The 24,859-nt window shown below is 64.3% G+C and carries 21 protein-coding genes; 6 read left to right on the plus strand and 15 right to left on the minus strand.

Annotated elements, in window-relative coordinates; all coding sequences use genetic code 11:
* Positions 1 to 5: 5 nt before the first annotated feature.
* From AC1D1L_RS17010 to AC1D1L_RS17035, 6 genes are all read left to right on the plus strand, one after another.
* Entirely contained in the window at positions 6 to 665 is a 660-nt protein-coding gene (locus AC1D1L_RS17010; protein WP_477342682.1) for a phosphoribosylanthranilate isomerase, read from the plus strand.
* 89 nt (positions 666 to 754) lie between these two features.
* On the plus strand, positions 755 to 2,005 hold the full coding sequence (gene trpB / locus AC1D1L_RS17015; RefSeq protein ID WP_352561319.1) for a tryptophan synthase subunit beta: 1,251 nt from the start codon (positions 755 to 757) through the stop codon (positions 2,003 to 2,005).
* Between the two features lie 2 nt (positions 2,006 to 2,007).
* Positions 2,008 to 2,847 (plus strand): tryptophan synthase subunit alpha, encoded by an 840-nt coding sequence (gene trpA, locus AC1D1L_RS17020; RefSeq protein WP_477342683.1) that lies wholly within the window; start codon positions 2,008 to 2,010, stop codon positions 2,845 to 2,847.
* Positions 2,848 to 2,895: 48 nt separating this feature from the next.
* Positions 2,896 to 3,819 carry an acetyl-CoA carboxylase, carboxyltransferase subunit beta gene (gene accD / locus AC1D1L_RS17025; protein ID WP_477342684.1) on the plus strand — a complete coding sequence of 308 codons (924 nt, stop codon included), beginning with the start codon at positions 2,896 to 2,898 and terminating at the stop codon, positions 3,817 to 3,819.
* 121 nt (positions 3,820 to 3,940) lie between these two features.
* Positions 3,941 to 5,266, plus strand: coding sequence for a bifunctional folylpolyglutamate synthase/dihydrofolate synthase (locus AC1D1L_RS17030; RefSeq protein WP_477342685.1), 1,326 nt, complete (start codon positions 3,941 to 3,943; stop codon positions 5,264 to 5,266).
* A 25-nt stretch (positions 5,267 to 5,291) separates the two neighbouring features.
* A complete protein-coding gene (locus AC1D1L_RS17035; RefSeq protein WP_477342686.1) occupies positions 5,292 to 5,711 on the plus strand; it encodes a VOC family protein in 420 nt (139 codons plus the stop codon).
* A 4-nt stretch (positions 5,712 to 5,715) separates the two neighbouring features.
* On the opposite strand, the gene AC1D1L_RS17040 is transcribed toward AC1D1L_RS17035, so the two are convergent.
* The 15 genes from AC1D1L_RS17040 to AC1D1L_RS17110 form a co-directional block, all read right to left on the minus strand.
* The gene (locus AC1D1L_RS17040; protein ID WP_477342687.1) at positions 5,716 to 6,129 is read right to left on the minus strand and encodes a PIN domain-containing protein; all 414 of its coding nucleotides are present in this window, start codon (positions 6,127 to 6,129) and stop codon (positions 5,716 to 5,718) included.
* Positions 6,126 to 6,374, minus strand: a complete 249-nt coding sequence (locus AC1D1L_RS17045; protein WP_477342688.1) for a plasmid stabilization protein — start codon at positions 6,372 to 6,374, stop codon at positions 6,126 to 6,128. Before AC1D1L_RS17045 ends, AC1D1L_RS17040 begins: the two co-directional genes overlap by 4 nt.
* A gap of 75 nt (positions 6,375 to 6,449) precedes the next feature.
* On the minus strand, positions 6,450 to 6,731 hold the full coding sequence (locus AC1D1L_RS17050) for a cupin domain-containing protein (RefSeq protein ID WP_023681396.1): 282 nt from the start codon (positions 6,729 to 6,731) through the stop codon (positions 6,450 to 6,452).
* Between the two features lie 133 nt (positions 6,732 to 6,864).
* The gene (trxA, locus tag AC1D1L_RS17055; protein ID WP_023672297.1) at positions 6,865 to 7,188 is read right to left on the minus strand and encodes a thioredoxin; all 324 of its coding nucleotides are present in this window, start codon (positions 7,186 to 7,188) and stop codon (positions 6,865 to 6,867) included.
* A gap of 73 nt (positions 7,189 to 7,261) precedes the next feature.
* Positions 7,262 to 10,780 (minus strand): double-strand break repair helicase AddA, encoded by a 3,519-nt coding sequence (addA, locus tag AC1D1L_RS17060; protein ID WP_477342689.1) that lies wholly within the window; start codon positions 10,778 to 10,780, stop codon positions 7,262 to 7,264.
* Positions 10,777 to 13,914, minus strand: a complete 3,138-nt coding sequence (addB, locus tag AC1D1L_RS17065) for a double-strand break repair protein AddB (RefSeq protein WP_477342690.1) — start codon at positions 13,912 to 13,914, stop codon at positions 10,777 to 10,779. The genes addA and addB overlap by 4 nt, the downstream gene beginning before the upstream one ends.
* On the minus strand, positions 13,911 to 14,609 hold the full coding sequence (locus AC1D1L_RS17070; protein ID WP_477342832.1) for a nucleotidyltransferase family protein: 699 nt from the start codon (positions 14,607 to 14,609) through the stop codon (positions 13,911 to 13,913). The genes addB and AC1D1L_RS17070 overlap by 4 nt, the downstream gene beginning before the upstream one ends.
* Before the next feature lie 14 nt (positions 14,610 to 14,623).
* Entirely contained in the window at positions 14,624 to 16,135 is a 1,512-nt protein-coding gene (tsaE, locus tag AC1D1L_RS17075) for a tRNA (adenosine(37)-N6)-threonylcarbamoyltransferase complex ATPase subunit type 1 TsaE (RefSeq protein WP_477342691.1), read from the minus strand.
* An 8-nt stretch (positions 16,136 to 16,143) separates the two neighbouring features.
* Entirely contained in the window at positions 16,144 to 18,708 is a 2,565-nt protein-coding gene (locus tag AC1D1L_RS17080; RefSeq protein ID WP_477342692.1) for a sensor histidine kinase, read from the minus strand.
* A gap of 289 nt (positions 18,709 to 18,997) precedes the next feature.
* On the minus strand, positions 18,998 to 20,398 hold the full coding sequence (ahcY, locus tag AC1D1L_RS17085; RefSeq protein WP_192255409.1) for an adenosylhomocysteinase: 1,401 nt from the start codon (positions 20,396 to 20,398) through the stop codon (positions 18,998 to 19,000).
* Positions 20,399 to 20,539: 141 nt separating this feature from the next.
* A complete protein-coding gene (locus AC1D1L_RS17090) occupies positions 20,540 to 20,842 on the minus strand; it encodes an HPr family phosphocarrier protein (RefSeq protein ID WP_434221253.1) in 303 nt (100 codons plus the stop codon).
* Positions 20,843 to 20,844: 2 nt separating this feature from the next.
* Positions 20,845 to 21,246: a PTS sugar transporter subunit IIA gene (locus tag AC1D1L_RS17095; protein WP_112559892.1), complete on the minus strand. Its 402-nt coding sequence runs from the start codon at positions 21,244 to 21,246 to the stop codon at positions 20,845 to 20,847.
* 164 nt (positions 21,247 to 21,410) lie between these two features.
* A complete protein-coding gene (locus AC1D1L_RS17100) occupies positions 21,411 to 21,869 on the minus strand; it encodes an HPr kinase/phosphorylase (protein WP_477342693.1) in 459 nt (152 codons plus the stop codon).
* 135 nt (positions 21,870 to 22,004) lie between these two features.
* Entirely contained in the window at positions 22,005 to 23,789 is a 1,785-nt protein-coding gene (locus AC1D1L_RS17105; RefSeq protein WP_477342694.1) for a stimulus-sensing domain-containing protein, read from the minus strand.
* A 24-nt stretch (positions 23,790 to 23,813) separates the two neighbouring features.
* Positions 23,814 to 24,515, minus strand: a complete 702-nt coding sequence (locus tag AC1D1L_RS17110; protein WP_010912942.1) for a response regulator transcription factor — start codon at positions 24,513 to 24,515, stop codon at positions 23,814 to 23,816.
* Positions 24,516 to 24,859 lie beyond the last annotated feature (344 nt).

A 24,859-nucleotide genomic window follows, 5' to 3' on the forward strand; every position in this document is an offset into this window, starting at 1 on the left:
GGGCCATGGCGCTCGACATCAAGATCTGCGGGTTGAAGACCGATGAGGCAATGGCTGCGGCATTGGCCGGCGGCGCCAGCCATGTCGGCTTCATCTTCTTCGCCAAAAGCCCGCGCTATGTTGAGCCTGCGGAAGCCGGCCGCCTGCGCCAGGCGGCGATCGGCAAGGCCAAGGCGGTCGCCGTGACGGTCGATGCAGACGACGCGTTTCTGGACGAGATCGTCGAGAAAATGCGGCCCGATATGCTTCAGTTGCATGGCGCTGAAACGCCTGCGCGAGTGGCCGAGGTGAAAGCCCGCTACGGCCTGCCGGTGATGAAGGTTTTTTCCGTCAGCGGGGCCGCCGATCTCGACAGGCTAAAGCCTTTCATCGGCATTGCCGACCGGTTCATGTTCGACGCCAAGCCGCCAAAAGGCTCGCAACTGCCGGGCGGCAATGGCGTCGCCTTCGACTGGCGCATTCTGGCCGGCCTTGACGCCGGGCTCGATTACATGCTTTCCGGTGGGCTCAACGCCGCCAATATCGGTGACGCCTTGAGGTCAGCCAATCCGCCCGCAATAGACATTTCGTCAGGCGTGGAAAGCGCTCCGGGCGTCAAGGATCCGGCGCTGATCGAGCAGTTTTTCCGGGCCGTCAGGGCCGCGCGCGACGACCGCGCCGCCTGAACAGTTTTTTCGAACCAGAGCATGTCCCGGAAAAGTGGTATCCGGTTTTCCGATAAGGACATGCTCACTAAATCAAGGAGCGATCGGCGATGGACCAGCCGGCGACACCCAATTCCTTCCGCACCGGACCCGACGAGCAGGGCATGTTCGGCATTTTTGGCGGCCGCTTCGTCGCCGAGACGCTGATGCCGCTGATCCTCGACCTCGAACGGCACTGGAACGAGGTCAAGAACGATCCGGACTTCAAGGCCGAACTGACCGACCTGTCGACCCACTATGCCGGGCGGCCGTCAAAACTCTATTTCGCCGAAGGGCTGACCAAACATCTTCGTGAGGTTTCCTCGGCGAAGGGCCTCGGGGGCGGCGCGAAAGTCTATTTCAAGCGCGAGGACCTGAACCACACCGGTTCGCACAAGATCAACAACTGCCTCGGCCAGATCCTGCTGGCCAAGCGCATGGGCAAGAAGCGCATTATCGCCGAGACCGGCGCCGGCCAGCACGGCGTGGCGGCAGCCACGGTTGCGGCGCGCTTCGGCTTTCCCTGCGTCGTCTATATGGGCGCCACCGACGTCGCCCGCCAAAGCCCCAATGTCTTCCGCATGAAGCTGCTCGGCGCCGAAGTGCGCCCGGTCACCGCCGGCCACGGCACGCTGAAGGACGCCATGAACGAGGCCTTGCGTGACTGGGTCACCAATGTCGAGGACACCTATTATCTCATCGGCACCGCCGCCGGCCCGCATCCCTATCCGGAGCTGGTGCGCGACTTCCAGTCGGTGATCGGCATCGAGGCACGCGCCCAGATTCTCGAACAGGAAGGCCGGCTACCGGACACCATCATTGCCGCCGTCGGCGGCGGCTCCAACGCCATCGGCCTGTTCCACCCGTTCCTCGACGACAAGGAAGTCCGCATCATCGGCATCGAGGCCGGCGGCCGCGGCCTTGACGGCATCGAGCATTGCGCGTCGATGAATGCCGGCGCGCCAGGCGTTCTGCACGGCAACCGTACCTATCTTCTGCAGAATGCCGACGGCCAGATCATGGACGGCCATTCGATCTCGGCCGGGCTCGATTATCCCGGCGTCGGCCCCGAGCACTCCTGGCTGCGCGATTCCGGCCGCGTCGAATATGTGCCGATCCTCGATGACGAGGCTCTGGAAGCCTTCAAGCTGACGACGCGCGTCGAAGGCATCATCCCGGCGCTGGAATCCGCCCACGCCATCGCCCATGCGGTAAAGATCGTGCCTGCCATGGACAAGGACCAGATCGTCATCGTCAATCTGTCGGGACGTGGCGACAAGGACGTACACACGGTGGCCTCGATGCTGGGCATGGAGATCTGATCATGGTGACCCGCATCGACCGCCGCATGGCAAAACTGAAAGCCGAGGGCCGCCCGGCGCTCGTCACCTATTTCATGAGCGGCGACCCGGACTATGACACCGCTTTGTCGATCATGAAGGCGCTGCCGAAGGCCGGCGCCGATATCATCGAAATGGGAATGCCGTTTTCCGATCCGATGGCCGATGGCCCGGCAATTCAGGCGGCAGGCTTGCGGGCGCTGAAAGGCGGCCAGACGCTGGTCAAGACGCTGAAGATGGCGGCCGACTTCCGCGCTGGCGACAACGAGACGCCGATCGTGCTGATGGGCTATTACAACCCGATCTACATCTACGGCGTCGACCGTTTCCTAAAGGACGCGATTGCCAGCGGCATCGATGGGCTGATCGTCGTCGACCTGCCGCCGGAAATGGACGAGGAACTCTGCATTCCGGCGCTGAAGGCCGGCATCAACTTCATCCGCCTGGCGACGCCGACCACCGACGACAAGCGCCTGCCCAAGGTGCTGCAGAACACCTCCGGCTTCGTCTACTACGTCTCGATGACCGGCATCACCGGCTCGGCTCTGGCCGACACCGGCAAGGTCGCGGCCGCGGTCAAGCGCATCAAGGGTCACACCGACCTGCCGGTCTGTGTCGGCTTCGGCGTCAAGACCGCCGAACAGGCGCGCATCATCGGCGCCAATGCCGACGGCGTCGTTGTCGGCACCGCCATCGTCAATGCGGTCGCCAATGTGCTGGGGCCGAAGGGCGAAAAGACCGCCGACCCGGCCGAGGCCGTCGCCACTTTGGTCAGCGGCCTGTCGCAAGGCGTGCGCTCAGCCCGCCTTGCTGCTGCCGAATAGTCTTCTTACCTTCTTAGCCAACTCTTCGTCAGGACAGGAGCCGAAGCGATGAACTGGATCACCAATTACGTTCGCCCGAGGATCAATTCGATGCTCGGCCGGCGCACCGACATGCCGGAGAATCTCTGGATCAAGGATCCCGAGACCGGCGAGATGGTGTTCCACAAGGATCTGGAATCCAACCAGTTCGTCATCCCGTCATCGGGCCATCACATGAAGATTTCGGCCAAGGAGCGGCTGAAATTCTTCTTCGACGACGGCAAATACGAGCAGCTTGAGAACCCCAAGGTCATGCAGGACCCGCTCAAGTTCCGCGACGAGAAGCGCTACACCGAGCGTCTGAAGGACGCCAAGGCCAAGACCGGCCTGGAAGACGCCATCGTCAACGCGCTGGGCACGGTCGAAGGCCTGCCTGTGGTGGTGACCGTTCAGGATTTCGCCTTCATGGGCGGTTCGCTCGGCATGGCTGCGGGCGACGCCATCGTGCACGCTTTCGAGGTCGCCCTGCAGCGCAAGCGGCCGCTGATCCTGTTCGCCGCCTCCGGTGGCGCCCGCATGCAGGAAGGCATCCTGTCTCTCATGCAATTGCCGCGCACCACGGTCGGCCTCGACCGGCTGAAGGAAGCCGGCCTGCCCTACATCGTCGTCTTGACCAACCCGACCACTGGCGGCGTCACCGCCTCCTACGCCATGCTGGGCGACGTCCATATCGCCGAGCCCGGTGCGCTGATCGGCTTTGCCGGCCCGCGCGTCATCGAGCAGACCATCCGGGAAAAGCTGCCGGACGGTTTTCAGCGCTCCGAATATCTGATGGAGCACGGCATGGTCGACATGGTGGTGTCGCGGCTGGAACTGCGCGGGACGATTGCGCGGCTGTTGAAGATGCTGCTCAAGGTTCCCGACCAGAAGCCGCTGGAGCCGGAAATCCTGCCGCCGGCGGTCATCCCGACGGAAGCCCGGCCGCAGGTCTGACGCGACATTCCCGGCCGTTATCAGCGATTGCGCGCGATGTTTCGCGCGGTATCCTCTTGTTACGCATGATCCTTTCCGAAAGCCGATTCGTGTTTTCGGGGCCATGCGGTAGGATTCCCCTATGACCACACTTGCCGCCGACCGCGAAATCGAAGCCCTGATGGCGCTCCATCCGAAAGGCTTCGACCTTTCGCTCGACCGCATCACCAGGCTGCTCGAACGCGTCGGCAATCCGCAGGACCGGCTGCCGCCGGTCATCCACATCGCCGGAACCAACGGCAAGGGTTCGTGCGCGGCCTTTTCGCGCGCGCTGCTCGAAGCCGGCGGCCATCTCGTCCATGTCCACACTTCGCCGCATCTGGTGAACTGGGCCGAGCGCTACCGGCTGGCGGCCGAAGGCGGCGGCAGGCTGGTCGATGACGAGACCTTCGCCGAAGCCATTGCCCGCGTCGCCCGGGCCAATGAGGGCCAGAAGATCACCGTCTTCGAGATCCTCACCGCTGTCACCTTCATCCTGTTTTCCGAGCACCCGGCCGCTGCGGCCATCATCGAGGTCGGCCTTGGCGGCCGCTTCGACGCCACCAATGTCGTCGCCCGGCCGGCCGTGTCTGTGATCATGCCGGTGTCGATGGACCACGAAGCCTATCTCGGCGACCGCGTCGAACTGATCGCTGCCGAAAAAGCCGGCATCATGAAGCGCGGCTGCCCGGTGGTGATCGGCGCGCAGGAGAGCGAGACGGCGCTGCAGGTGCTGATCGAAACCGCCGAGCGGCTGGATTGCCCGACCTTCGTCTACGGCCAGGATTTCCTCGCTTTCGAGGAAAACGGCCGCATGGTCTACCAGGACGAGGACGGCCTGATGGACCTGCCACCGCCGCGGCTGCCCGGGCGCCACCAGTTCGCCAATGCGGCGGCAGCGATTGCTGCGGTCAAGGCCGCCGGCTTCGAGATCAGCCACCGCGCCACGGAGAAGGCTATGGCCAAAGTCGCCTGGCCGGGCCGCATGCAGAAGCTGGCGCAGGGCAGACTGGCGGAGTTGGCGCCCCAGGGCGCCGACATCTGGCTCGACGGCGGCCACAATCCGGGCGCCGGCATGGTCATTGCAGAGGCGCTGGCCGAGCAGGAGGAAAAGAACCCGCGGCCGCTGTTCCTGATTGCCGGCATGATCAACACCAAGGACCAGAGCGGCTATTTTCACGCCTTCAAGGGTCTGGTCCGTCACGTCTACACCGTGCCGGTTAGCCTCAGCGACGCCGGCGTGCCGAATGACGAGCTGGCGGTCCGCGCGACGGAAGCCGGTCTCACCGCCGAGCCGGTCAGCTCCGTCGCCAGCGCGCTGATGCTGCTGCGCGACACCTGGGACGGGCCGGCGCCACGCATCCTGATCGGCGGTTCACTGTATCTCGCCGGCGCGGTTCTGGCCGAGAACGGCACGCCGCCAACCTGAAGTCGATGACAGCAAGGAGTCGCGTATGATCAAGGTGAAGCAGCTCGCTCACGTCTGTATCTTCGCGCATGATCTGGAGGCGACGCGAGCCTTCTACCGCGACGTGCTCGGCCTCGATACGCAGTTCAATTTCCTGCGCGACGGCAAGGTCTTCGGCTTCTACCTCAATTGCGGCGGCCGCAGCCATGTCGAGGTGTTCCAGAAGAACGGCACGGCATACAGCGAGCAGAACCAGATCAACCACTTTTGCCTTGAGGTGGAAAACATCGACGCTGCGATTACCCACATCAAGTCGAACGGCGTCGACGTTACGGCCAAAAAACACGCCTGCGACGACACCTTTCAGGCCTGGATCCGCGACCCAAACGGCGTGAAGATCGAGTTGTTCGAATACACCGAAAAAAGCGCACAATTCACCCGTGGCGACCGCATCGCCGACTGGTAGTGCTCTAGAAATCCCAAGGCGAGATCAGCTCGAGCTTGGCCGGGCCGAAGTCGTTCAGACTGCGCGTTGCCAGCCGACCGCCATTCACGCGTGCTATCGCTGCAATCATGCCGTCGGGTGCCGACATGCTTCGGCCTTGGCGGGTGGCGGTTCCCATAATCTCGCCATAAGCCAGAGCCGCCTCCTCAGTCAGCCCAAAAATACGGTCGGCAAAGCGATGGCGCCATTGAGAGAGACCTTGCTCCAGGCGGTCGGCGCGCTCATCAGGTCGTATCTTTTGGATGCCGAAAGCGATTTCGGCAATCGCCACCGTGGGAAGAGCCAGTTCAGCATCGTTGCGGACCAGCCAAGCCATGACAGCCGCGTCAGGCGTCATTCTAAGGGTCTCCGAAATCACATTGGTGCCGACGAAAATCAAAGCTCCGGCCCTGTATGGACCTTGCGGCTTTCCCGGATGATTTCTTCCAGATCGATGTCGACGCCAATGCTTGCCGTCAGACGGGAGTAGAAGGCGGATGCCGGTTCTCGCCCGGCTTCGCGAATCTCGTAGGATTCGAGAGCGCGTTCGACGATATCAGCTATTGAGCGGTTTTCGCGACGAGCGAGTCCATGCGCAAGATCACGTGCTTTTGCGCTGCGGACTGAAAGCTGGGGTTCGGCCATTTCAAACTCCCTTTTGAGGAAAGATATAGCCTCATCAGGGCGCCTGCCATCAAGATGGCAGGCGATGGCATGCCATCATTTCAGTTCGATCTCGATAAAGGCGTATTCGCCGTCATTGGCGCTGATGACGTCGTGTTCGACGCCTTCCTTGCGGAAATAGGGGGCGCCCTTTTTCATCTCGGCGAAGGACTCGCCATCTTTGGTCACCAGCTTCACCTTGCCGTCCATCAGCGGCACCACGACGTAGTCGTGGCCATGGCGATGCCAGCCGGTGTTGTCGCCCGGCTGGAAGCGGTATTCGGTGACGATGACGCGCTCATTGTCGATGAAGACGGTGGCCTTGGCGGATCCGGTCATTCTGTCTCTCCTGTCCTGCCTCAAGCAGATGACATGGAGTGCGCCTATGCGAGGGCCAGAGGCGGTTGGGCGATGACGCCAAAGAAAAAGCCCGGCGCGAGGGCCGGGCTTCGATATCGAGAGTTCTGTCAGGTCAGGCGAGGCTGCCGTTGATCCAGTGCGACAGCGCGGTCTTCGGCGCCGCACCGACCTTCATGTCGGCCACTTCGCCGCCCTTGAAGATCATCAGCGTCGGGATCGAGCGCACGCCGAACTGCGCGGCAAGCTCGGGGTTCTCGTCGATGTTCAGCTTGGCGATCTTGATCTTGTCGCCGAGCTCATTGGCGATTTCTTCCAGCGACGGACCGATCATCTTGCACGGGCCGCACCATTCCGCCCAGAAATCTACCACGACGGGCTGCGAGGCGTTGAGCACATCGGCCTGGAAATTGCTCTTGTCGACCTTGACGGTGGCCATGCGAAAATCCTTTCGAAATTTATCTCGCACCAAATGTGGTGGTTGAGCAGCCCTTCTTCAAGCAGAACTTGTGTCACGCTCCCGTGAGTCGGGCAAGGGCGTGGTCCATTGCCTCGGCCGGCAGTTCGATCAGCCTCGGCGCCTCGGTAAACAACAGTGCTGCGGTCACTTCGCGGCCGGGATAAAGCGGCTTGAGCAGCGCTCGGTAGAGCGCCAGCTGCAGGATATAGGCCGATGGCACCTGGGCGAGTGTAGCCGGCGCCGGCCGATTGGTCTTGTAATCGACGATCGAAACGCGCTCCGGCGTCACCGCCAGCCGGTCGATCTTGCCGGAGATCGAACGCAATCTGCCCTTGACCTCGAGGCTGCCCATGACGGCCACTTCGGCGCGAGACGAGGGCGAGAACAGCTCGGCAAAACGCGAATCCCCGAGGATCGCCATCACCGAGGCCAGCGCCTTGCTGCGTTCGGCTTCAGTCCAGTCGGCGCCGGCACGTCTCAGATATTGCCCCGCCGCGCCTTGCCGTTCGTCCTCGGGGAAGCCGGGCAGCATCTGCAGTAGCTTGTGCATCGTCAGCCCGCGCATCACCGCAAAGCCGGGCTCCGCCTTGCTGTCCAGCACCGGCGAGCGCGTGTCGACAACAGCCTCCTTGCCCTCGTCGATCAGGGCCGAGGCGCCGGACGGCGACAGCGGGCGCGGCAGCTCCTCATAAGGCGGCAAGGCCCGGTAGAGGCTTTCCGGCAGCGGCAGGACCTGTTGCGGCAGCCGCGTTTCATCGGCCGCCGCCTGCGCCACCGGCGGCAGCTTGGTCATGACAAAGCGGTGCACCGGCTCGCCGCTGGCGGGGTGGCGGCGCTCCGTGCTTTCCGGTGCGCCGGTCAGCGCGCGGCTGACGATCGAATGCCAGGTGCCAGTGCTGGGTGAGCGCTTGCCGTGATAGCCGCAGACAATCAGCCGGTCCTCGGCGCGTGTCATGCCGACATAGAGCAGGCGGCGGTATTCGTCGTCGGCAAGCTCGCGCGCCCGCGCCGAAGCCGTCTTGGAGAAACCGTTGGCGACGTCTGCAGCCGAGCGCCAGAGATAGCCCTTGCCGTCAAAGTTGCGACCCGAACCATCGAACGGCATCAGCCGCGGCAAATGCTGGTCGCTGAACGGCGCCGAGCCGCCGTCGACGAGGAAGACAACAGGCGCCTCCAGCCCCTTGGCGGCGTGCACGGTCATGACGCGGACCTCGTCGCGCGTCTGGTCCATCTCGCGCTTGATTTCGGGGCCGGTGTTTTCCAACGTCGCCAGAAAGGCTTCCAGTCCCGGCAAGCCGGTGCGTTCCTCGGCGAGGCAGAAGCTCAGGAACTCATCGAGGATGTCGCCGGCCTCCGGGCCGAGCCGGGCAATCATCTTCTTGCGCAGGCTGTCGCGCGCCAGCACGCCGGCGTAGAATTCGAACACCGGCCGGAACGCCGCCTCATTGGCCCAGCCGTCGAGCCGGGTGACGATAGCGGCCAGCGCGGCACTGTCGCCGGCATGCTGTCGCAGTGACGTTATCAGCGATGTCGCGGCCAGCCTTCCCGCGCCAAGTGCAAACAGCGTCTCCTCCGACACGTCGAAGATCGGGCTGCGCAGCACGGCGGCGAGCGAAAGATCATCCTGCGGCTGGATGAGGAAATGGCCGAGCGCGACCAGATCCTTCACCGCAATATGGCCGGGCAGGCTCAGCCGGTCGGCGCCGGCGACAGGAATGTCACGGTCCTTCAGCGCCCGTGACAGCGCATGCACGAAGCGGTCGCGCTTGCGCACCAGCACCAGAATGTCGCCGGCCCGCAGCCTGCGGCCCTTGCCTTCGATGATTTCGCGGTCCTTCAGCCAGGCCTGGATCGTCGCCGCCACATGTTCGGCAACGCGCACCGCCGGTGCGCTGGCGTGGTTGACCGGCAGTGTCCAGTCGTCGGGTTCCTCGACCGCATCGGCGCCAAGCGATGGCCAGACCTCGACATAGCCCGGCGCATCGTTGCGGATCGCCTTGTGGTCGAGCGGATCGGGGTCGTGGCTGATGCCGCGCCGTACACCCGGATCGGCAAAGACACGGTCGACGGCGGCCAGCACATCGTCGGTCGAACGGAACGACCAGGTCAGCTTGAGGTCGGCAAACGAAGCCTCGGCATCGCGCACGCGCCCGGCAAACAACAGCCGGCTGTCGGCAAAGGAATCCGGCGCGGCGCCCTGGAACGAATAGATCGATTGCTTTTCGTCACCGACGGCAAACACCGTGCGATTGGCCGTACCGCGCTGGCCATGGCCGGCGAAAAACTCTTCCGCCAGCCGCTTCACCACCTCCCACTGGTCGGGGCTGGTGTCCTGCGCCTCGTCGAGCAGGATATGGTCGATTCCCTGGTCGAGCTTGTACTGCACCCACGGCCCAGCGTCCGGCCGCGCCAGAAGATTGACGGTGCGGGTGATGAGATCGTTGAAGTCGAGGAAGCTGCGGCCGCGCTTCAGGCGCTCGTATCGCACGATCAGCCAGTCGGCGATGGTCAGCGCCGCAACAGTGCCTTCCAGCATCCGGAACAGCGCCAGCCGGTCGGAAACCTCTGTGATCGCCTTGACGGCGGCGAGATAGCGCTCGGGTAGGTCGGGCAGCCGGTCAAGCAGCGCCTTCTTGAATGCCTTGGCGGGATCATAGGGGTCGCCATCCGCCTTGAGGAAGGCTTTGCCCAGCATCTGCAACCGGCGGATCGGATCGGTCTCCACGAAGGCCTGACGGGCATAGGGCAGAAGATTGTTGAGAACAGTGCGGGCATCGACGGCTTCGGCTGCGTTGGCGAACACGGCAAAGAAATCAGGCAGGAAACCCGGCAGCGGCCACACCGATGCCGCTATGTCTTCGGCGCTTTGTCCGGGACGGAAATGGAATTCCTCGAACAGAGCCTGAAAGCCGGCGCCGTCGCGCCCGACCGCGTCGATGAAGCCGCGCAGGCCGTCGCGCTTGCGCACGATTTCGGAAAGCAGCGCGTCGAGCCCGTGTTCGCCGCCGCGTTCCAGCACGGTGGCGAAGGCCTCGGCCAGCCCGGCGTCGCCGGCAGACGTGCCGGAAATCATGTCGCGGCGCGCGGCGGCGAACAGCGAGGCCTCCATTTGCGGATCGAGCATTTCGAAATGCGCCGGGATGTTGGCCTCCAGCGGGAACTGGTGCAGCACCGATTCGCAAAAGGCGTGGATGGTCTGGATCTTCAGTCCGCCCGGCGTCTCCAGTGCTTCGGCAAACAGCCGGCGCGCCCGGCGCATGGTGTCGCGGTCGGGTCGGCGATCGTCCAGCGCGGTTATCTTGGCGGCAAGCTCGACATCACCAAGCGCCGTCCATTCCGAGAGCGTCGAGAACACCCGGTTCGACATATTGGCGGCGGCGGCCCGCGTATAGGTCAGGCACAGGATCTTCGACGGATCGGTGCCGTTGAGCAGCAGCCGGATGACGCGCTGGGCCAGCACATGCGTTTTGCCGGAGCCGGCATTGGCCGATACCCAGGCCGAATTCTTCGGGTCGGAGGCGCGCGCCTGACTGGCGGCGGTCTCGGTCGGGATGGGATAGGCCTTCTTCATGCCTCCCCCGCCTCGTCGTCGCTGTCGCCGCCGGCCGACCATTCGAGCACGCGCGCCAGATGGTCGTAGTCGCCGTCGCTCTCGCCCTCGCGAAACGGCAGCGCCCGCGACAAGTAGCCGGTCGTTGGGTCGGCATAATGGACAAGCAGCTTTTCCAGCCGCGCCCAGGCTTCTTCGGCGAGGTCTTCGGCGGTCCTCGGCTGGCGGTTGTAGTCGAGGATGGATTCCTCGAACACTTCGCCATTCGGTTTCAGCCGCACAAAGGCAAGTTGCGAGGGTTCGCGCGCGCCAAGCCCCTTGAAGGCGCCGCGCCGCAGCAGGGCGCCTTCCAGCGCCAGTTGCGGCGCCAGCAGCGTGTGCGCTTGCGCCTTGGATGGCGAAGAGCCGGTCTTGTAGTCCAAAATGTCGGCCATGCCGCCGGCCAGCAAATCGACACGGTCGGCATAGCCTGACAGCGTCACCCCGGTACGGCCGACAGCGGTTTTTTCTGCCCGCTCCTCGGCATGCCGCCGCGCGACGGCGGGAGCCCGGCCACGCTCCCATTCGATGATGTTGGCGGCGAGTTTTTCGAAACGCGGCCACCACACGGCCTCGACATCGGCGGGAAGGGCTACTTCTGCAAAGCATCTGCGGCCCGCCGAGATAAGCCTCTCCAGGGCTTCAGGCGCGCGCGGATCGGCAACCTCTGTCGAGAACAGGTGCAGTATGTCGTGAAACAGCGTGCCGCGCTCGGCCGCACCTGGATCGCGGATCACCGGTTCGAGCGGCAGGAGGCCGAGAATGCGTCGGGCATAGATCGCATAGGGATCGCGGCGCAGCGTCTCGATCTCGGTCACCGAGAAGTGCTGCGGCCGCATTGCCAGCGGCGGCTTCGGCTGCGGCCGTGGCGCGAAATGTTGCCGCTCGCCGGCGTCCAGCGCGCGGGCCCAGCCGAGCAATTCGTCGCCGCGACTGCGCAGTGCGGTCGCAGGATCCTTGCCGATGAAGGTGAGGATGCGCTGCAGCCAGCGCGACGGCACCGCTGGCGCATCGCCGGCACGCGCGGAGCGCGTCAGCACCACCTTTTTCGCCCCCATCGCCATCTGGAAATCGTGGGCGGCAAGGCCAATGCGCCGCTCGGGCGGCTCGAGGTCGATGCCGGTCTTCATCAGCCTCGACATGAAGCGGTCGCTCTCCGGCTTGCGCGGCCACACGCCCTCGTTCAACCCGCCAATGACCAGCGTGTCGACGCTTTGCAGCCTTGCTTCAAGCGCGCCCCAGATGGCGATGTTGCGGTCGGTGCCTTGCCCCGGCTTGACTGTTTCCGGTGCTATCAGCGCGTCCATCACATCGGGCCATTCGTCGGCAGCGAAGTCGAACGACGCCGAGGCCGCGACCACGCCGCGCAGCAGGTCGGCAAGCTTCTCGCCGGCATCACCAGCGTAGAGTTCGGCAAGGCTGCCGTCCGCCGTGCGGCCGAGATTTTCCAGCGCGGCGACGCTCGCCTTGGTCAGCGCGACGAGATCGGCATTCTCTTCGCCGCGAAAAGTGGTCAGCGGCGCCAGCGCCGTCGCAAGCCGGCCCAACAGATCGCGAGCCTCCTCGACACCGCGCACGGTCAGGCGCGAAAACCAGAAGGGCTGGCGCCTGTCGCTGCTCAGGCCGGCAAGGCGGTCCTCGAACAGCGCCGGCAGCGAGGCGATGTCGGGACGGCCGGTGCCGCCGCGCAGCGCCACCAGTTCGATGAGCTCGGCGGCATGGCGCACGACGGCCCGCTCCAGGCCGAGCCCAAGCAGCGGATGCTTGAGCAGCGACAGCAGGCCGACGGGGTCGCCGGGCCGGAACAGGGCTTGCAGCGTTAGCCGCAGCAGGCTGGTAGCCGGCGTGTTAGCGAGCGGCGTGCCGCCGGAATCGTCGGCGATGACGCCAAAGCGCAGAAGCTCGGCCGAGACGCGTCGCGCCAGCGCCCGGTCGCCGGTGACAAGGGCCGCTCGCTGTCCCGGCTGCTCGACGGCTGTCTTCAGCGCGATGGCGATTGCCACCGCCTCGTCGCGTTCGCTGGCAGCTTCCACCAGCGTCACGTCGGCGAGGGCGTCAGTGATGTCGCCGGCATTGAAGGTGATGCGCGTCTCCGCCCACAATTCCGTGGTCTCCGCCGGCCGCAACGCCTCACCGACGAGGGCCGCGCGGATGGCAAGCGGCCTCTCTGCTGCAACCACCTCCTCGACATCGCCGCGCAGCACGCCGATCTTGCCGATCAGTTTTGCCATGCCGTATTGCGGGTGGCCAAGCAAAGCGGGCCGAGCGCCGGGCGCTGCAATGGCGGCAAAGGACGCCTCGTCCAGCATTCCATCGAGGCCGGGCAGCACGACGGCGCCGTTGGGCAGACCGGCGACCGCGGCAAGCAGTTCGGCCGTGGCGGGAATGGAGCCCGTCGAGCCAGCGGCTATCACCGGGCTTTTCGGCGGATTGCGTTCGAGCCGCTTCGCCTCGCGCCGGATCAGTGCATTGCGGTGCGCGGCCGGGTTGGAGCGGTCGCGCTCCTCCAGTAATTTTGGCCAGGCGTCGGTAACGATGCGAAGGAAATCGAGCGTCACCAGCCACCAGCCGGCAAGATTGCCGGTCACCAGGTCGGCAAGCCTGGTCCAGTCCGTGCCTTCGGTTTCGATCTCGTCCATCAATCGGGCGAGGTCGCGCGCCAGCCAGATCGCATCGGCGGCGGAGGCCGGCACGACGATCTCTTCGTCGAACATGGCCAGGACATGCGCCGGCAAGGTGCGCTTCCACGCCCGCACCAGCGGCGCCAAAAGCAGCAGGCGTTCGATCGCGGTGATCGGCGGCGCCATCTCAAGCTCGGCCGGCGTGCCGGTGTCGAAGGCGGCCTCGTCCTCGTCGAACTCGCCGAGCGGGCGGATGACCGGCAGGATCGCCGAACGGCGGCTCACGCCAGGTCCGGAAAGCGCGTCGACAAAGGCACCGCGCAGCGCACGCGCTGCACGCCGTGTCGGCACATAGATGGTGACGTCGGCCAGCGCCAGCGGATCGCCGTCGAAGCGGAAGCCGGGCACCAGCCGTCCGGCCAGCAAGGCCTCGGCCAGAGTCGGCAGGAATGGCGCTCCGGGCGGGATCGAGAGAACGCGGCGCGCGCCGCTCATACCACCTTCGCGAGGGCGACCGCCGCTTCCGCCTGCGGAATGGCATCGGGCGTACCGACGGTGATCCAGCGGCCGCGCATCTGCATGCCGAACAGACGGCCAGCGGCGATGGCCTTGTCGAAATAGGCGTTGAGCGAATGCGCCCCGGCTGGCGCGTCCTTGAAGATGGCGGGATCAACGATCGCCGCCCCCGCATAGATCAGCCCGGCCGGGTCGCCTTTCGAGCGCCGCAGGCCGCCATCCGGCGCCATCAGGAAATCCGTGCCGACGCAGTGTCCGGTCGCCGAGTCGAGATCGGTAAGCATCAGCAGAATATCCATTTTCGCGCTGTCCCATGCAAGGGAAAGGCGCTCCAGGCTGGGCTGGCCGCTATCGATCCAGAACGTGTCGGCATTGATGATGTAGAAGGGTTCGGTACCCAGCAGGGGCAGCGCCTTGACGATGCCGCCGGCCGAATTCAGCAGCGCGTCGCGCTCGTCGGAAATAACGATGTCGGGTACCCGCCTCCCAACGACATGAGCGACGATCTGGTCCGGCAGATAGTGCACGTTGACGACGGCTTTCTCGACCCCAGCCGCCGCCAGGCTGTCCAGCCCCCAGTCGAGCAAGGTCTTGCCGGCGATCCTCACCAGCGGCTTAGGCATGGTGTCGGTGATCGGCCGCATGCGTTTGCCGAGACCAGCTGCCAGCACCATCGCGGTGGTCAAGGTCACGGTGCGCGTTCCTCCAGCAGGCCATGCGCCATATAGAACTCCTTCAGCCCGGCCAGCGCCGGGTGCGCCAGCGCCCGCCTGAGATAGTCTCGGATGCGCGGCAGGTGTTTCAGATAATAGGGCTTGCCGTCGCGCTTTTCGAGCCGCACGAAAATGCCGAGGATTTTCGAATTGCGCTGCGCCGCCATGATTGCATAGGCCTCGCGGAAAGCGGACTCGTCGAAGCCGCCGGCGGCTTGACGCGCCGCGACATAGGCATCGACGGTGTGTTGCTCGATGTCGGGCGAGACGGTGACGCGGGCATCCATGGCCAGCGACGCGACGTCGTAGGCGGCAGGGCCGAGCAGCGCATCCTGGACGTCGACGATGCCGAGACGATCGTGGCCGGTACGGTCACCGCGCCAGATGATGTTGGGCGAGTGGAAGTCGCGCAGCATCAGCGTGCATGCGCGGGTGTCCAACCGATCGAGAACCGCGTTCCATTCCTTGTGATAGCCGGCGCGCAAGGCTTCGCTTGCGGCGCTGCCGGTCACCATCGGCACATACCAGTCGACCAAGAGGTCGGCTTCGATCAGCATGGCATCGCGATCGAAGGGGGGCACGTCGTGATAAATGCCCGGCACGGCCTCCATGCGCTGCGGCCACGCCTTACCATGCATCATCGCCAGCAATTCGGCCGCCGCCGCATAGCGCTCCGCCACCGGCTCGCCATCGCCGCCGAGAAAGCCTTCCGAGCCCAGATGCTCCAGCAGCAGAAAGCCCTGATCGAGATCCTCGGCGTGAATCTGGGGGACGCTGACACCTTGCGCCAGCAGTGCCTTGTCGATGGCGACAAAGGCCGTCACCGATTGCGCGGTGTGGGCGATCACCGCGTAGGGTTTGCCGTCGCGCACCGGCGGTCCGAGCACCAGCCGCGGCGAGTTCATCAGCACGCGGGGCTCGAGGCCCGCGAGCGAGACGATCTCGTAAGAGCGCGCCGAGGCGTCGCCGACGAAATGGCGCCGCGCGGCCTCACCCCAGCCGGCCGTTTCGAGGAAGTCGCGCATCGCCAGCGATCGCGCCATGCGTTCGAAGGCTGCACCTTCGCCCGACAAGTTCGCTAATCGGCCTTCTCCATGATGGACGAGTTCGATCCAGATCGACGTCTTGGGTAAGGCGGCCTCGGCCCGCTCCGGCCATTCAACCAGGGCAGCGCCTTGCAGCAGCGCTTCGTCGAAACCCAGTTCGTCGATCTCGCCGGCTGAGGACAGCCGATAGAGATCGAAATGATGGACGGGGATGCGCGTGTCGTAGCTTTGCACCAAAGTGAAGGTCGGGCTCGGCACGTCGAGGCCGGCATCGTCGGCCAGCGCCCGGATCAGAGCACGCGCCAGCGTCGACTTGCCGGCGCCGAGATCGCCCTTGAGCGCCAGCACATCGCCCGGCCGCAGCGCCATGGCCAGGTCTTCGCCGAGCCTTGCGGTCGCAGCCTCGTCGGCGAGAAAACGCTCCAGCACAGCAACAGTCATCGATCGCGCTACTCGGCCGCGGCGCGGACGCCCGACGGTGCATCGGGGAAGGTGCAGATGACGGTGGTGCCCTGGTCCTTGCCAGTCTCGATGCGCACGCTGCCGCCATGCAGCTCGACAAAGCTCTTGACGATCGACAAGCCGAGCCCGGCGCCGCGCCGGCGTCCGCCATTGGTACGCGGCTCGAAGCGGCGGAACACCGAATCGAGCAGGTCCGGCGGCATGCCGGGACCGTCATCATGGACAGAGAATTCGACACCTTGTTCCAAATGGCGGCAGGCCAGCGTGATCGTGCTCGCTTCCGGCGCGTAATTGGCCGCGTTGCTCAACAGATTGTAGAGGATCTGGCGGACCCGGGTCTCGTCGCCATGGAAACTTGTCGACGCTTCCGCCGCTTCTATCCTGAGCTTGATCGCATGCTCTTCCAGCCGGTCGGCGACCAGTTCTGCGGCCGCCGCAATGGTGCGCTCGACGCTCACCTCCGAAATGTCGAGCTGCATGATGCCGGCGTCGACGGTGGCGAGGTCGAGTATGTCGTTGACGATGGTCAGCAGCACCGACGACGACGAGCCGACATGCTCGACATATTCGCGCTGCTTGGGGCTCAGCGGCCCGGTCGTCGGCAGCGACAACAGCTCGGTGAAGCCGATGATGTTGGTCAGCGGCGAGCGCAGCTCATAGGAAACGTGCTGCACGAACTCGTTCTTCAGCTGGTCGGATTTCTGCAGCGCCTCGTTCTTGTCCTTCAGCGCACGCTCGACATTGACGCTGTCGGTGACGTCGACGAAGGTCATCATCACCTGCCCGTTGGGCAGCGGGATGACGGCGTAGCTGAGCACGGTGCCGTTCTTCAGCTCGGTCTGGCCGTGGCGCTCGCGGCGCTCGTCGTCGAAACCGGTGATGGCGGCGACGAACCCGCCCCACGGGCTGTCGACGGCGCGCTGGTCGCTGAGGTCTCGGATCGCCGAGACATGGACGTTGGGCTTGACCACATCCTGGCTCAGCCCCCACAGCGCGACAAAGGCCGGGTTGGACAGACGCAGCCGCCCATCGGGGCCGAACACCGCGACGCCCTCGGCCAGATTGTCGAGCGTCTCGCCCTGGACCCGCACGGCGGTCTGGTAACGGCTTTCCAGGTCCATCTTCTCGGTCAGGTTCTCGAACACCCAGGTCACGCCGCCCTTGGGCTGCGGGTTGGCGACCACCCGGATGGTCTTGCCGTCGGGCAGATGCCACCAGTGCTCCTGTGATTCGACCGCGCGGTAGGCGTTAAGCAGGCCTTCCTTCCAGCGCCGCCATTCCGGCTGCTCGGCGATCTTGCCTTCGCTGCGCAGCCGGTCGAGCAAAAGCGCATTGTCCGGCGCGCTGTGCAGGAAGCCAGAGTCCAGCCCCCACAGTTTCTGGAATGCCTGGTTGAAGAAGCGCAGCTTCTCGTCGGTATCGAAGATCGCCACCGCCGTGTTGAGCTGGTCGAGTGTGTCGGCATGGCTGCGCACCGTGCGCTCATATTCGCCGCGTATGGTTTCGGTGGCGCTGGTGTCGCAGGCAAGGCCCGCCGAGCCGTCGCTACCGGCGAAGTCGGTGACGGCGAAGACGCGGCGGTCGCCCTCGATCACCGTCGACAGCGTCTGTTCGAAGACCGGCCGCGATTTGTGTTGTTCGGCGATCTGTTCGCGCGCCTGGCCGCCAAGGAATTCCTTGGCTTCGCGCACCGCCGTTTCGGCGCTCGAGGCCTCGACCGCGCCGGCATAGGCGCGGTTGACCCATTTCAACCGGCCATCGGTGGCGCGCAGCCATGCCGGCATCGGCAAGGCGTCAAGCAGGCCGATCATGGTGTCGTAGTCGGCGGCCAGCCGCTGGTTCTCGATCTTCAGCCTGGCCTGGCTGCGCTGCGTTTCCGACAGCGAGACGAAGCGCACCAGCACATGGGCGGCACTCTTGCGGCCATGCACTTCGAGCGGCGCCCCGGCCTGCGATTCGATGACCAGATCGAACGGCTTGGCTTTCTCGCGCAGGCCCGCGACGGCATTTTCGAGCGCTGCCGCCGAGCGCGGCATCAGCCAGCGCCCGAAGGCGAGGAACGCCGCACGGTCTTCCGGCGCGCCGCTTTCGAGCGGCAAAGTTCCGATCAGCTCGGGCTTCTTGTTCTCCGAAGCCCAGACGATGATGCGCTGGTCGCGTAGATTGAGCAGCGCTTCCGAACGCTGCAGCGCCGCGTTGACGTCGGCGATGCGGGCCCTGAGTTCGACATTCTGCGCCGAGGTGCGGGCTCTTTCGCGGATCAGGAAGATGGCCGAGACCAGAGCGGCGCCCATGACGCCGACGAACATGGCGAGCTGGATGACCTCGACTGCGCTGACCGACAGCCCGGCCTTCTGCGCAATGGATGGCTCGGCATGCGCGGCAAACAAAGTAAGCGGACCAGCAAGCGCGGATGTGGCGAGAAAGCCCGCGACGCGGGCGCCGACGCGCTTCTTCAGGCCGCCGCCTGTCGTGGCGGAGCCAGTGATATCGGAATCGTCATGGCCGCCGGAAACGGCCCATCCCGCGCGAGGCGGGTTTTCCCCCGGCATGTCTTGGTCCTCTTCGCCGCCTGAATGCAAGACCGCCTAGATCAGGATGACGTTGGTGGAACGCCCTCCCGATCTAACTCCTTTTTTGAAGAGCATGATCTTTTCCGAAAACCGGTTCCCACTTTTCGGGATCATGCTCTCTATGCGTGAGCCGGCCCTCGTCCCCGGCCCGCGAATCACCACAATAGCGCGTGCTGGAATCGGCGTGAAGAATCATTCCGCGCAAAAAAGAAGCCGGGCGAAATGTCAATCGCCCGGCTTCAATATCTAGTGGTAATTTGCGCTATGCTTAATAGCGGTAGTGTTCCGGCTTGAACGGACCCTGCGGGGTCACGCCGATATAGGCGGCCTGTTCGCCGGACAGTTCGGTCAGGCGGGCGCCAAGCTTGTCGAGATGCAGGCGCGCTACCTTCTCGTCGAGATGCTTGGGCAGCACATAGACCTGGTTCTGGTACTGGCCGGGCTTTGTGTAGAGTTCGATCTGCGCCAGCACCTGGTTGGTGAATGAAGCCGACATCACGAAGCTCGGATGGCCGGTGGCGTTGCCGAGGTTGAGCAGGCGTCCCTCGGACAAAAGGATCATCCGCTTGCCGTCCGGGAAAGTGATCATGTCGACCTGCGGCTTGACGTTGGTCCATTTCAGGTTGCGCAGCGACGCCACCTGAATCTCATTGTCGAAGTGGCCGATATTGCCAACGATCACCATGTCCTTCATCGAGCGCATGTGGTCGAGGGTGACGACATCCTTGTTGCCGGTCGTGGTGATGACGATGTCGGCGGTCGGGGCCGCATCTTCCAGCGTGACCACTTCAAAGCCATCCATTGCCGCCTGCAGCGCGCAGATCGGATCGACCTCGGTGACCTTGACGCGGGCGCCGGCGCCCTTGAGCGAGGCCGACGACCCCTTGCCGACGTCGCCATAACCGCAGACGACTGCGACTTTGCCGGCCATCATGGTGTCGGTGCCGCGGCGAATGCCGTCGACGAGCGATTCCTTGCAGCCATATTTGTTGTCGAACTTCGACTTGGTGACCGAGTCGTTGACGTTGATCGCCGGGAAGGGCAGCAGGCCCTTCTTCTGCAACTGGTAGAGGCGGTTGACGCCCGTCGTCGTCTCTTCGGTGACGCCGCGGATCGCTTCCTTCTGCTTGGTGAAGAAGCCGGGCGACGCCTTCAGACGCTTCTTCACCTGGGCGTAGAAGTACTCCTCTTCCTCGCTGTGCGGGTTGGACAGAACGTCCTCGCCGGCTTCGGCGCGGGCGCCGACCAGGATGTACATGGTGGCGTCGCCGCCATCGTCGAGGATCATGTTAGAGAGGCCACCATCGGCCCACTGGAAGATCTTGTCGGTGTAGTCCCAGTACTCTTCGAGGCTCTCACCCTTGACGGCGAAAACCGGGATGCCGGCCTCGGCGATGGCTGCGGCGGCATGGTCCTGGGTCGAGAAGATGTTGCACGAGGCCCAGCGGATGTCGGCGCCGAGCGCCTTCAGCGTCTCGATCAGCACGGCCGTCTGGATGGTCATGTGCAGCGAGCCGGTGATGCGCGCACCCTTCAGCGGCTTCTTGGCGCCGAATTCCTCGCGGCAGGCCATCAGGCCCGGCATTTCGGTTTCGGCGATATCGAGTTCCTTGCGGCCCCAGCCGGCAAGCGAGATGTCGGCGACCACATAGTCCTTGCTACCTGTCATGGCAGTGCTCCGGTGTGATTTGTCTTCAGATGCGCCTGCGCCACACGGCGCGTCGAAGGGCGCGGGAATGCCGGCCTGACTAGCAGATCGCCACTCAGACGACAATGGGATATAAAGAAATCTTTATGCGCGTATGTGTTTTCAGCACTCTTCGCCGAAACGCGAGGCGACCAACTGCTCCAGCGCGTCCATCACCGCGACGGCCTCAGCGCCGCTGGCGGTGACGCGGATCGAATAGCCGGGGCTCGCCGCCAGCATCATCAGGCCCATGATCGAGGTGCCGCCGACCTTGAGGCCGTCCTTCTCGACATGGACGGTGGCGTCGAAGCCGCTGGCGACCTGGACGAACTTGGCCGAGGCGCGCGCATGCAGGCCACGCTGGTTGATGATCGGAAACTCCCTAGTGATCGAATCTTTGGCTATCTGGTCCTTTTCCGATGCCATGCTCATTTGCTGCTCAGGAGCTGGCTGGCGACATTGATGTATTTGCGCCCCGCGGCCTGTGCCTCGTCGAGCGCCGCCGCCATGTTGTCACCCTTGCGGATCGACGACAGCTTGATCAGCATCGGCAGGTTCATGCCGGCGATGACCTCGGTACGGCCGGATTCCATCACCGAAATGGCAAGGTTGGACGGCGTGCCGCCGAACATGTCGGTCAGGACAATGACGCCGGTCCCGGTGTCGACGCGGCCGACAGCGTCGACGATATCGCTCCGCCGCTGCTCCATATCGTCATCGGCGCCGATCGCCACGGTTTCGAAATTGTCTTGTGGCCCCACGACATGTTCCACGGCATGGCGGAACTCGGCGGCCAGTTGACCGTGCGTTACAAGCACGAGTCCGATCATTCTATAGTGGCTCCCGTCATCGCCGCTTCACAGGCGCTTTTTATGCTCGCCGGCCATCCCAGGCGGCGGGAGCGCTATCTTGTCGACGCGCGGCGCGTTGACAAGCCCAAAATTGCGCCTGCCTTGGCCATTTTGACGCATTGCAGCAAAAAACCGGGGGCGGATCATACGAAAGGCGCAATCGCCAGCCGCGCCATGACCGCCGGCAAAGCCGCACTGACGTTGCGCTCGGCAAGGTCGATGCGCGGCACATTGCAGCCCGCGATCATCTCGCTCAACTCGTCCTGGAAACGCACCATTTGCTCGGCGGCAACCAGTTGGATCGCGAGGTCGATCACCGCGCCGGGTTCGAACAAAAGCAGCTTCGGCCCAAGCCCGGGCACCTCGGTGAGGCCGGCGATGCTGGCCGGCGCGCGGCAGACCAGCCGCCCGAAATGCGCCGCGACAAACAGCTGGTCGTCGCCGATCAGCCGCGCAAACAGTCCGCGCCGGCCAAAATGATCGATCAGCGCCAGCGCCAGCGTCGTCTTGCCCGAGCCGGACGGCCCGGTGATGAGAATGCCGCGCTCGCCGATCAGGATCGCGGTGGCGTGGATATTTTCGGGCTTCACGGGGTCAGGCATACGCGGCTACTAGATCGGTATGACGTTTGGTTGAATCGTCATCCTGGTCTAGCTCTTTGTTGGAGCATGATCTTTACCGAAAACCGGTTCCCACTTTTCGCTGACGCGGTCCTTCGGTTCGGGATCATGCTCTAATCAGCCTTCGGCCGGCAGCGTCACGACGAAGCGCGCGCCCTTGATGTCGCCCGGCTTGGTACCGGGGATGTTCTCGGCCGTCAGCGTGCCGCCATGGGCTTCAACGATCTGCCTAGATATCGACAGGCCAAGCCCTGAATTCTGGCCGAACGCCTCGCCGGCCGGGCGGTCGGTGTAGAAGCGCTCGAAGATGCGGTCGATTGCGTCTGCGCGGATGCCGGGGCCGTTGTCGTCGACGGTCACGATGTTGACCTTGCCCGAGCGTGCCAGGGAAATGGCGATATGGCCGTGGTCCTCCGGCACGAATGAGCGGGCATTCTCGATCAGGTTGGTGATGACCTGGCCGATCCTCAGATCATGGCCGGTGACGAAATAGCCTTTGACGCCTTGCGGCAGCTTGGCGGCCTTGAATTCGATCTCGACCGCCTTCTTGTTGCGCGTCGCCTCGCGCGACACGGCGACGAGGTCCGTGATGAATTTCTTCAAATCGACGATTGCCGCGTCTTCGCGCGCCAGCTCGGCGTCGAGGCGCGAGGCATCGGAAATGTCGGTGATCAGCCGGTCCAGCCGCCGGACATCGTGCTGGATGATCTCCATCAGACGCGCGCGTGAATTGTCGTTCTTGGCCAGCGGCAGCGTTTCGACCGCGCTGCGCAGCGAGGTCAGCGGGTTCTTCAACTCGTGCGAGACGTCGGCGGCAAAGCTTTCGATCGCCTCGATGCGGGCATAGAGCGCATTGGTCATGTCGCGCACCGCGATCGACAGATTGCCGATCTCGTCCTGGCGGTCGGAAAAGTCGGGGATTTCCTCGCGGCTCTTGACGCCGCGCCGCACGCGCACCGCCGCCGCCGACAGCCGCCGCAGCGGATTGGCGATGGTGGACGCCAGCAGCATCGACAGGATGGCGGTGACCAGTGCCGCAATGCCGAACACGCGCAGGATCGCCTTGCGCTCGGCGGCGACGATCTTGTCGATGTCGCCGCCTTCGGTCGACAGCATCAGCACGCCGAGCACGGCGCGGAAGCGCTGGATCGGCACCGCCACCGAGACGATCTGCTCGCCCTGTTCGCTCACCCGCACGATCGTCGACGGGCTGCCGGTCAGCGCCTTGACCACCTCGGGGAAGGCGGCGCCGTTGCCGCCGGGCTGCTCGTGATAGACAGGCAGATCCTTGTTGCGGAAGAAATCGAAGACGAATTTTTGCACCCGCTCCAGCATATCCGGCTGCTCGTCCTCGACCGGCGGCAGGTCGTAACGCAGGATCTGGCCGCGCGAGTAGAGATGGCGTGAATCGAGCAGCAAATTGGCGTCGCGGTCATAGATGCGGGCGCGCGTGCGCGTCGGCGAGATCAGCCGCCGCAAGACCGGCGCGACGCGCTCGGGATTGATCGGGAAATCGAGATTGTCGAGCTGGTCGGAACCCGGCCCCAGGCTCTCGCCGGCCTGCAGTTCGAGCAGTTTTTCCGGATCGATGCTGATCGAATCCGTCTCGACCGTCGCCGACGCCGCGATCGCGCCGGCGATGATCTCGCCCTGCGTCATCAGGCTTTCGACGCGGGCGTCGATCAGCCCGTCGCGGAAAGTGTTGAGATAGAGGATGCCGGTGACCAGCACGGCCAGGCCGGCCAGGTTGAGGAACAGGATGCGCCGGGTCAGGCTGGAAAAGATGTGATGGCCGAGGAAGCGGCGCATCGGCACCGTGATCCTCGACAGGAATGCGGGCATAATCCTGGACGGTCGCCTGCCGGCGCCCGCCCGTCTGCCTCGCTCTACGTCAACTGCCATTGAATAGCAGCTCCCGGTCCGGTCTTAAGCTTCGCGGAACCGGTACCCGACTCCGTAAAGCGTTTCGATCATTTCGAAGTCATCGTCGACGGCCTTGAACTTCTTGCGCAGCCGCTTGATGTGGCTGTCAATGGTGCGGTCGTCGACATAGACCTGCTCATCATAGGCCGAATCCATCAACGCATCACGGCTTTTTACCACGCCGGGGCGCTGCGCCAACGAGTGCAGGATGAGAAATTCGGTGACCGTCAGCGTCACCGGCTCGCCCTTCCAGGTGCAGGTGTGGCGTTCCTGGTCCATGACGAGCTGGCCGCGCTCGAGCGAACGGGCCTGCTGGCTGGGCGCCTTTGCCGCAGCCTCGCGGGCACTGGCACGGCGCAGCACGGCGCGCACCCGCTCGACCAGCAGGCGCTGCGAGAACGGTTTGCGGATGAAATCGTCGGCGCCCATCTTGAGGCCGAAAAGCTCATCGATCTCGTCGTCCTTCGAGGTCAGGAAGATCACCGGCAGGTCGGACTTCTGCCGCATCCGGCGCAGCAGCTCCATGCCGTCCATGCGTGGCATCTTGATGTCGAGGATGGCGAGATTCGGCGGCCGCGCCGCCAGGCCTTCCAGCGCCGACGCCCCATCCGTGTAGGTCTCGACGCGATACCCCTCGGATTCGAGGGCGATCGAGACCGACGTCAGAATGTTGCGATCGTCATCGACAAGCGCGATTGTTGCCATTTCAAGCGGCTCCCTCATGAGCTGTCCCTTCTGTCTTAGAGAAGGGGCTTTTGCAGGACAAATTAGGTACAAAATGTGGCACAGGCTCCATCCGCTGTCGCGGACGGCTTGCCGGCGGTCCCAATCGCACCTCTACACGGATTGGACGAACACTGTGTGCCAATCCTTTGGGCAACCACTGTGATTTTTTGCACATATAAACGATTTAAACAACTTTCAAATTTTTTAAATCGATTAATGATTTGATATCATTCGGGTTTTCTGGTTCTGACCGTCTCAGCCATCTCGCGGGCATGCCGGAAATACGTCGGCAAACTGCGGCGAATCCAGAAGAAGGGACCCTT

The sequence above is a fragment of the Mesorhizobium sp. P2_D6 genome (assembly GCF_056404315.1).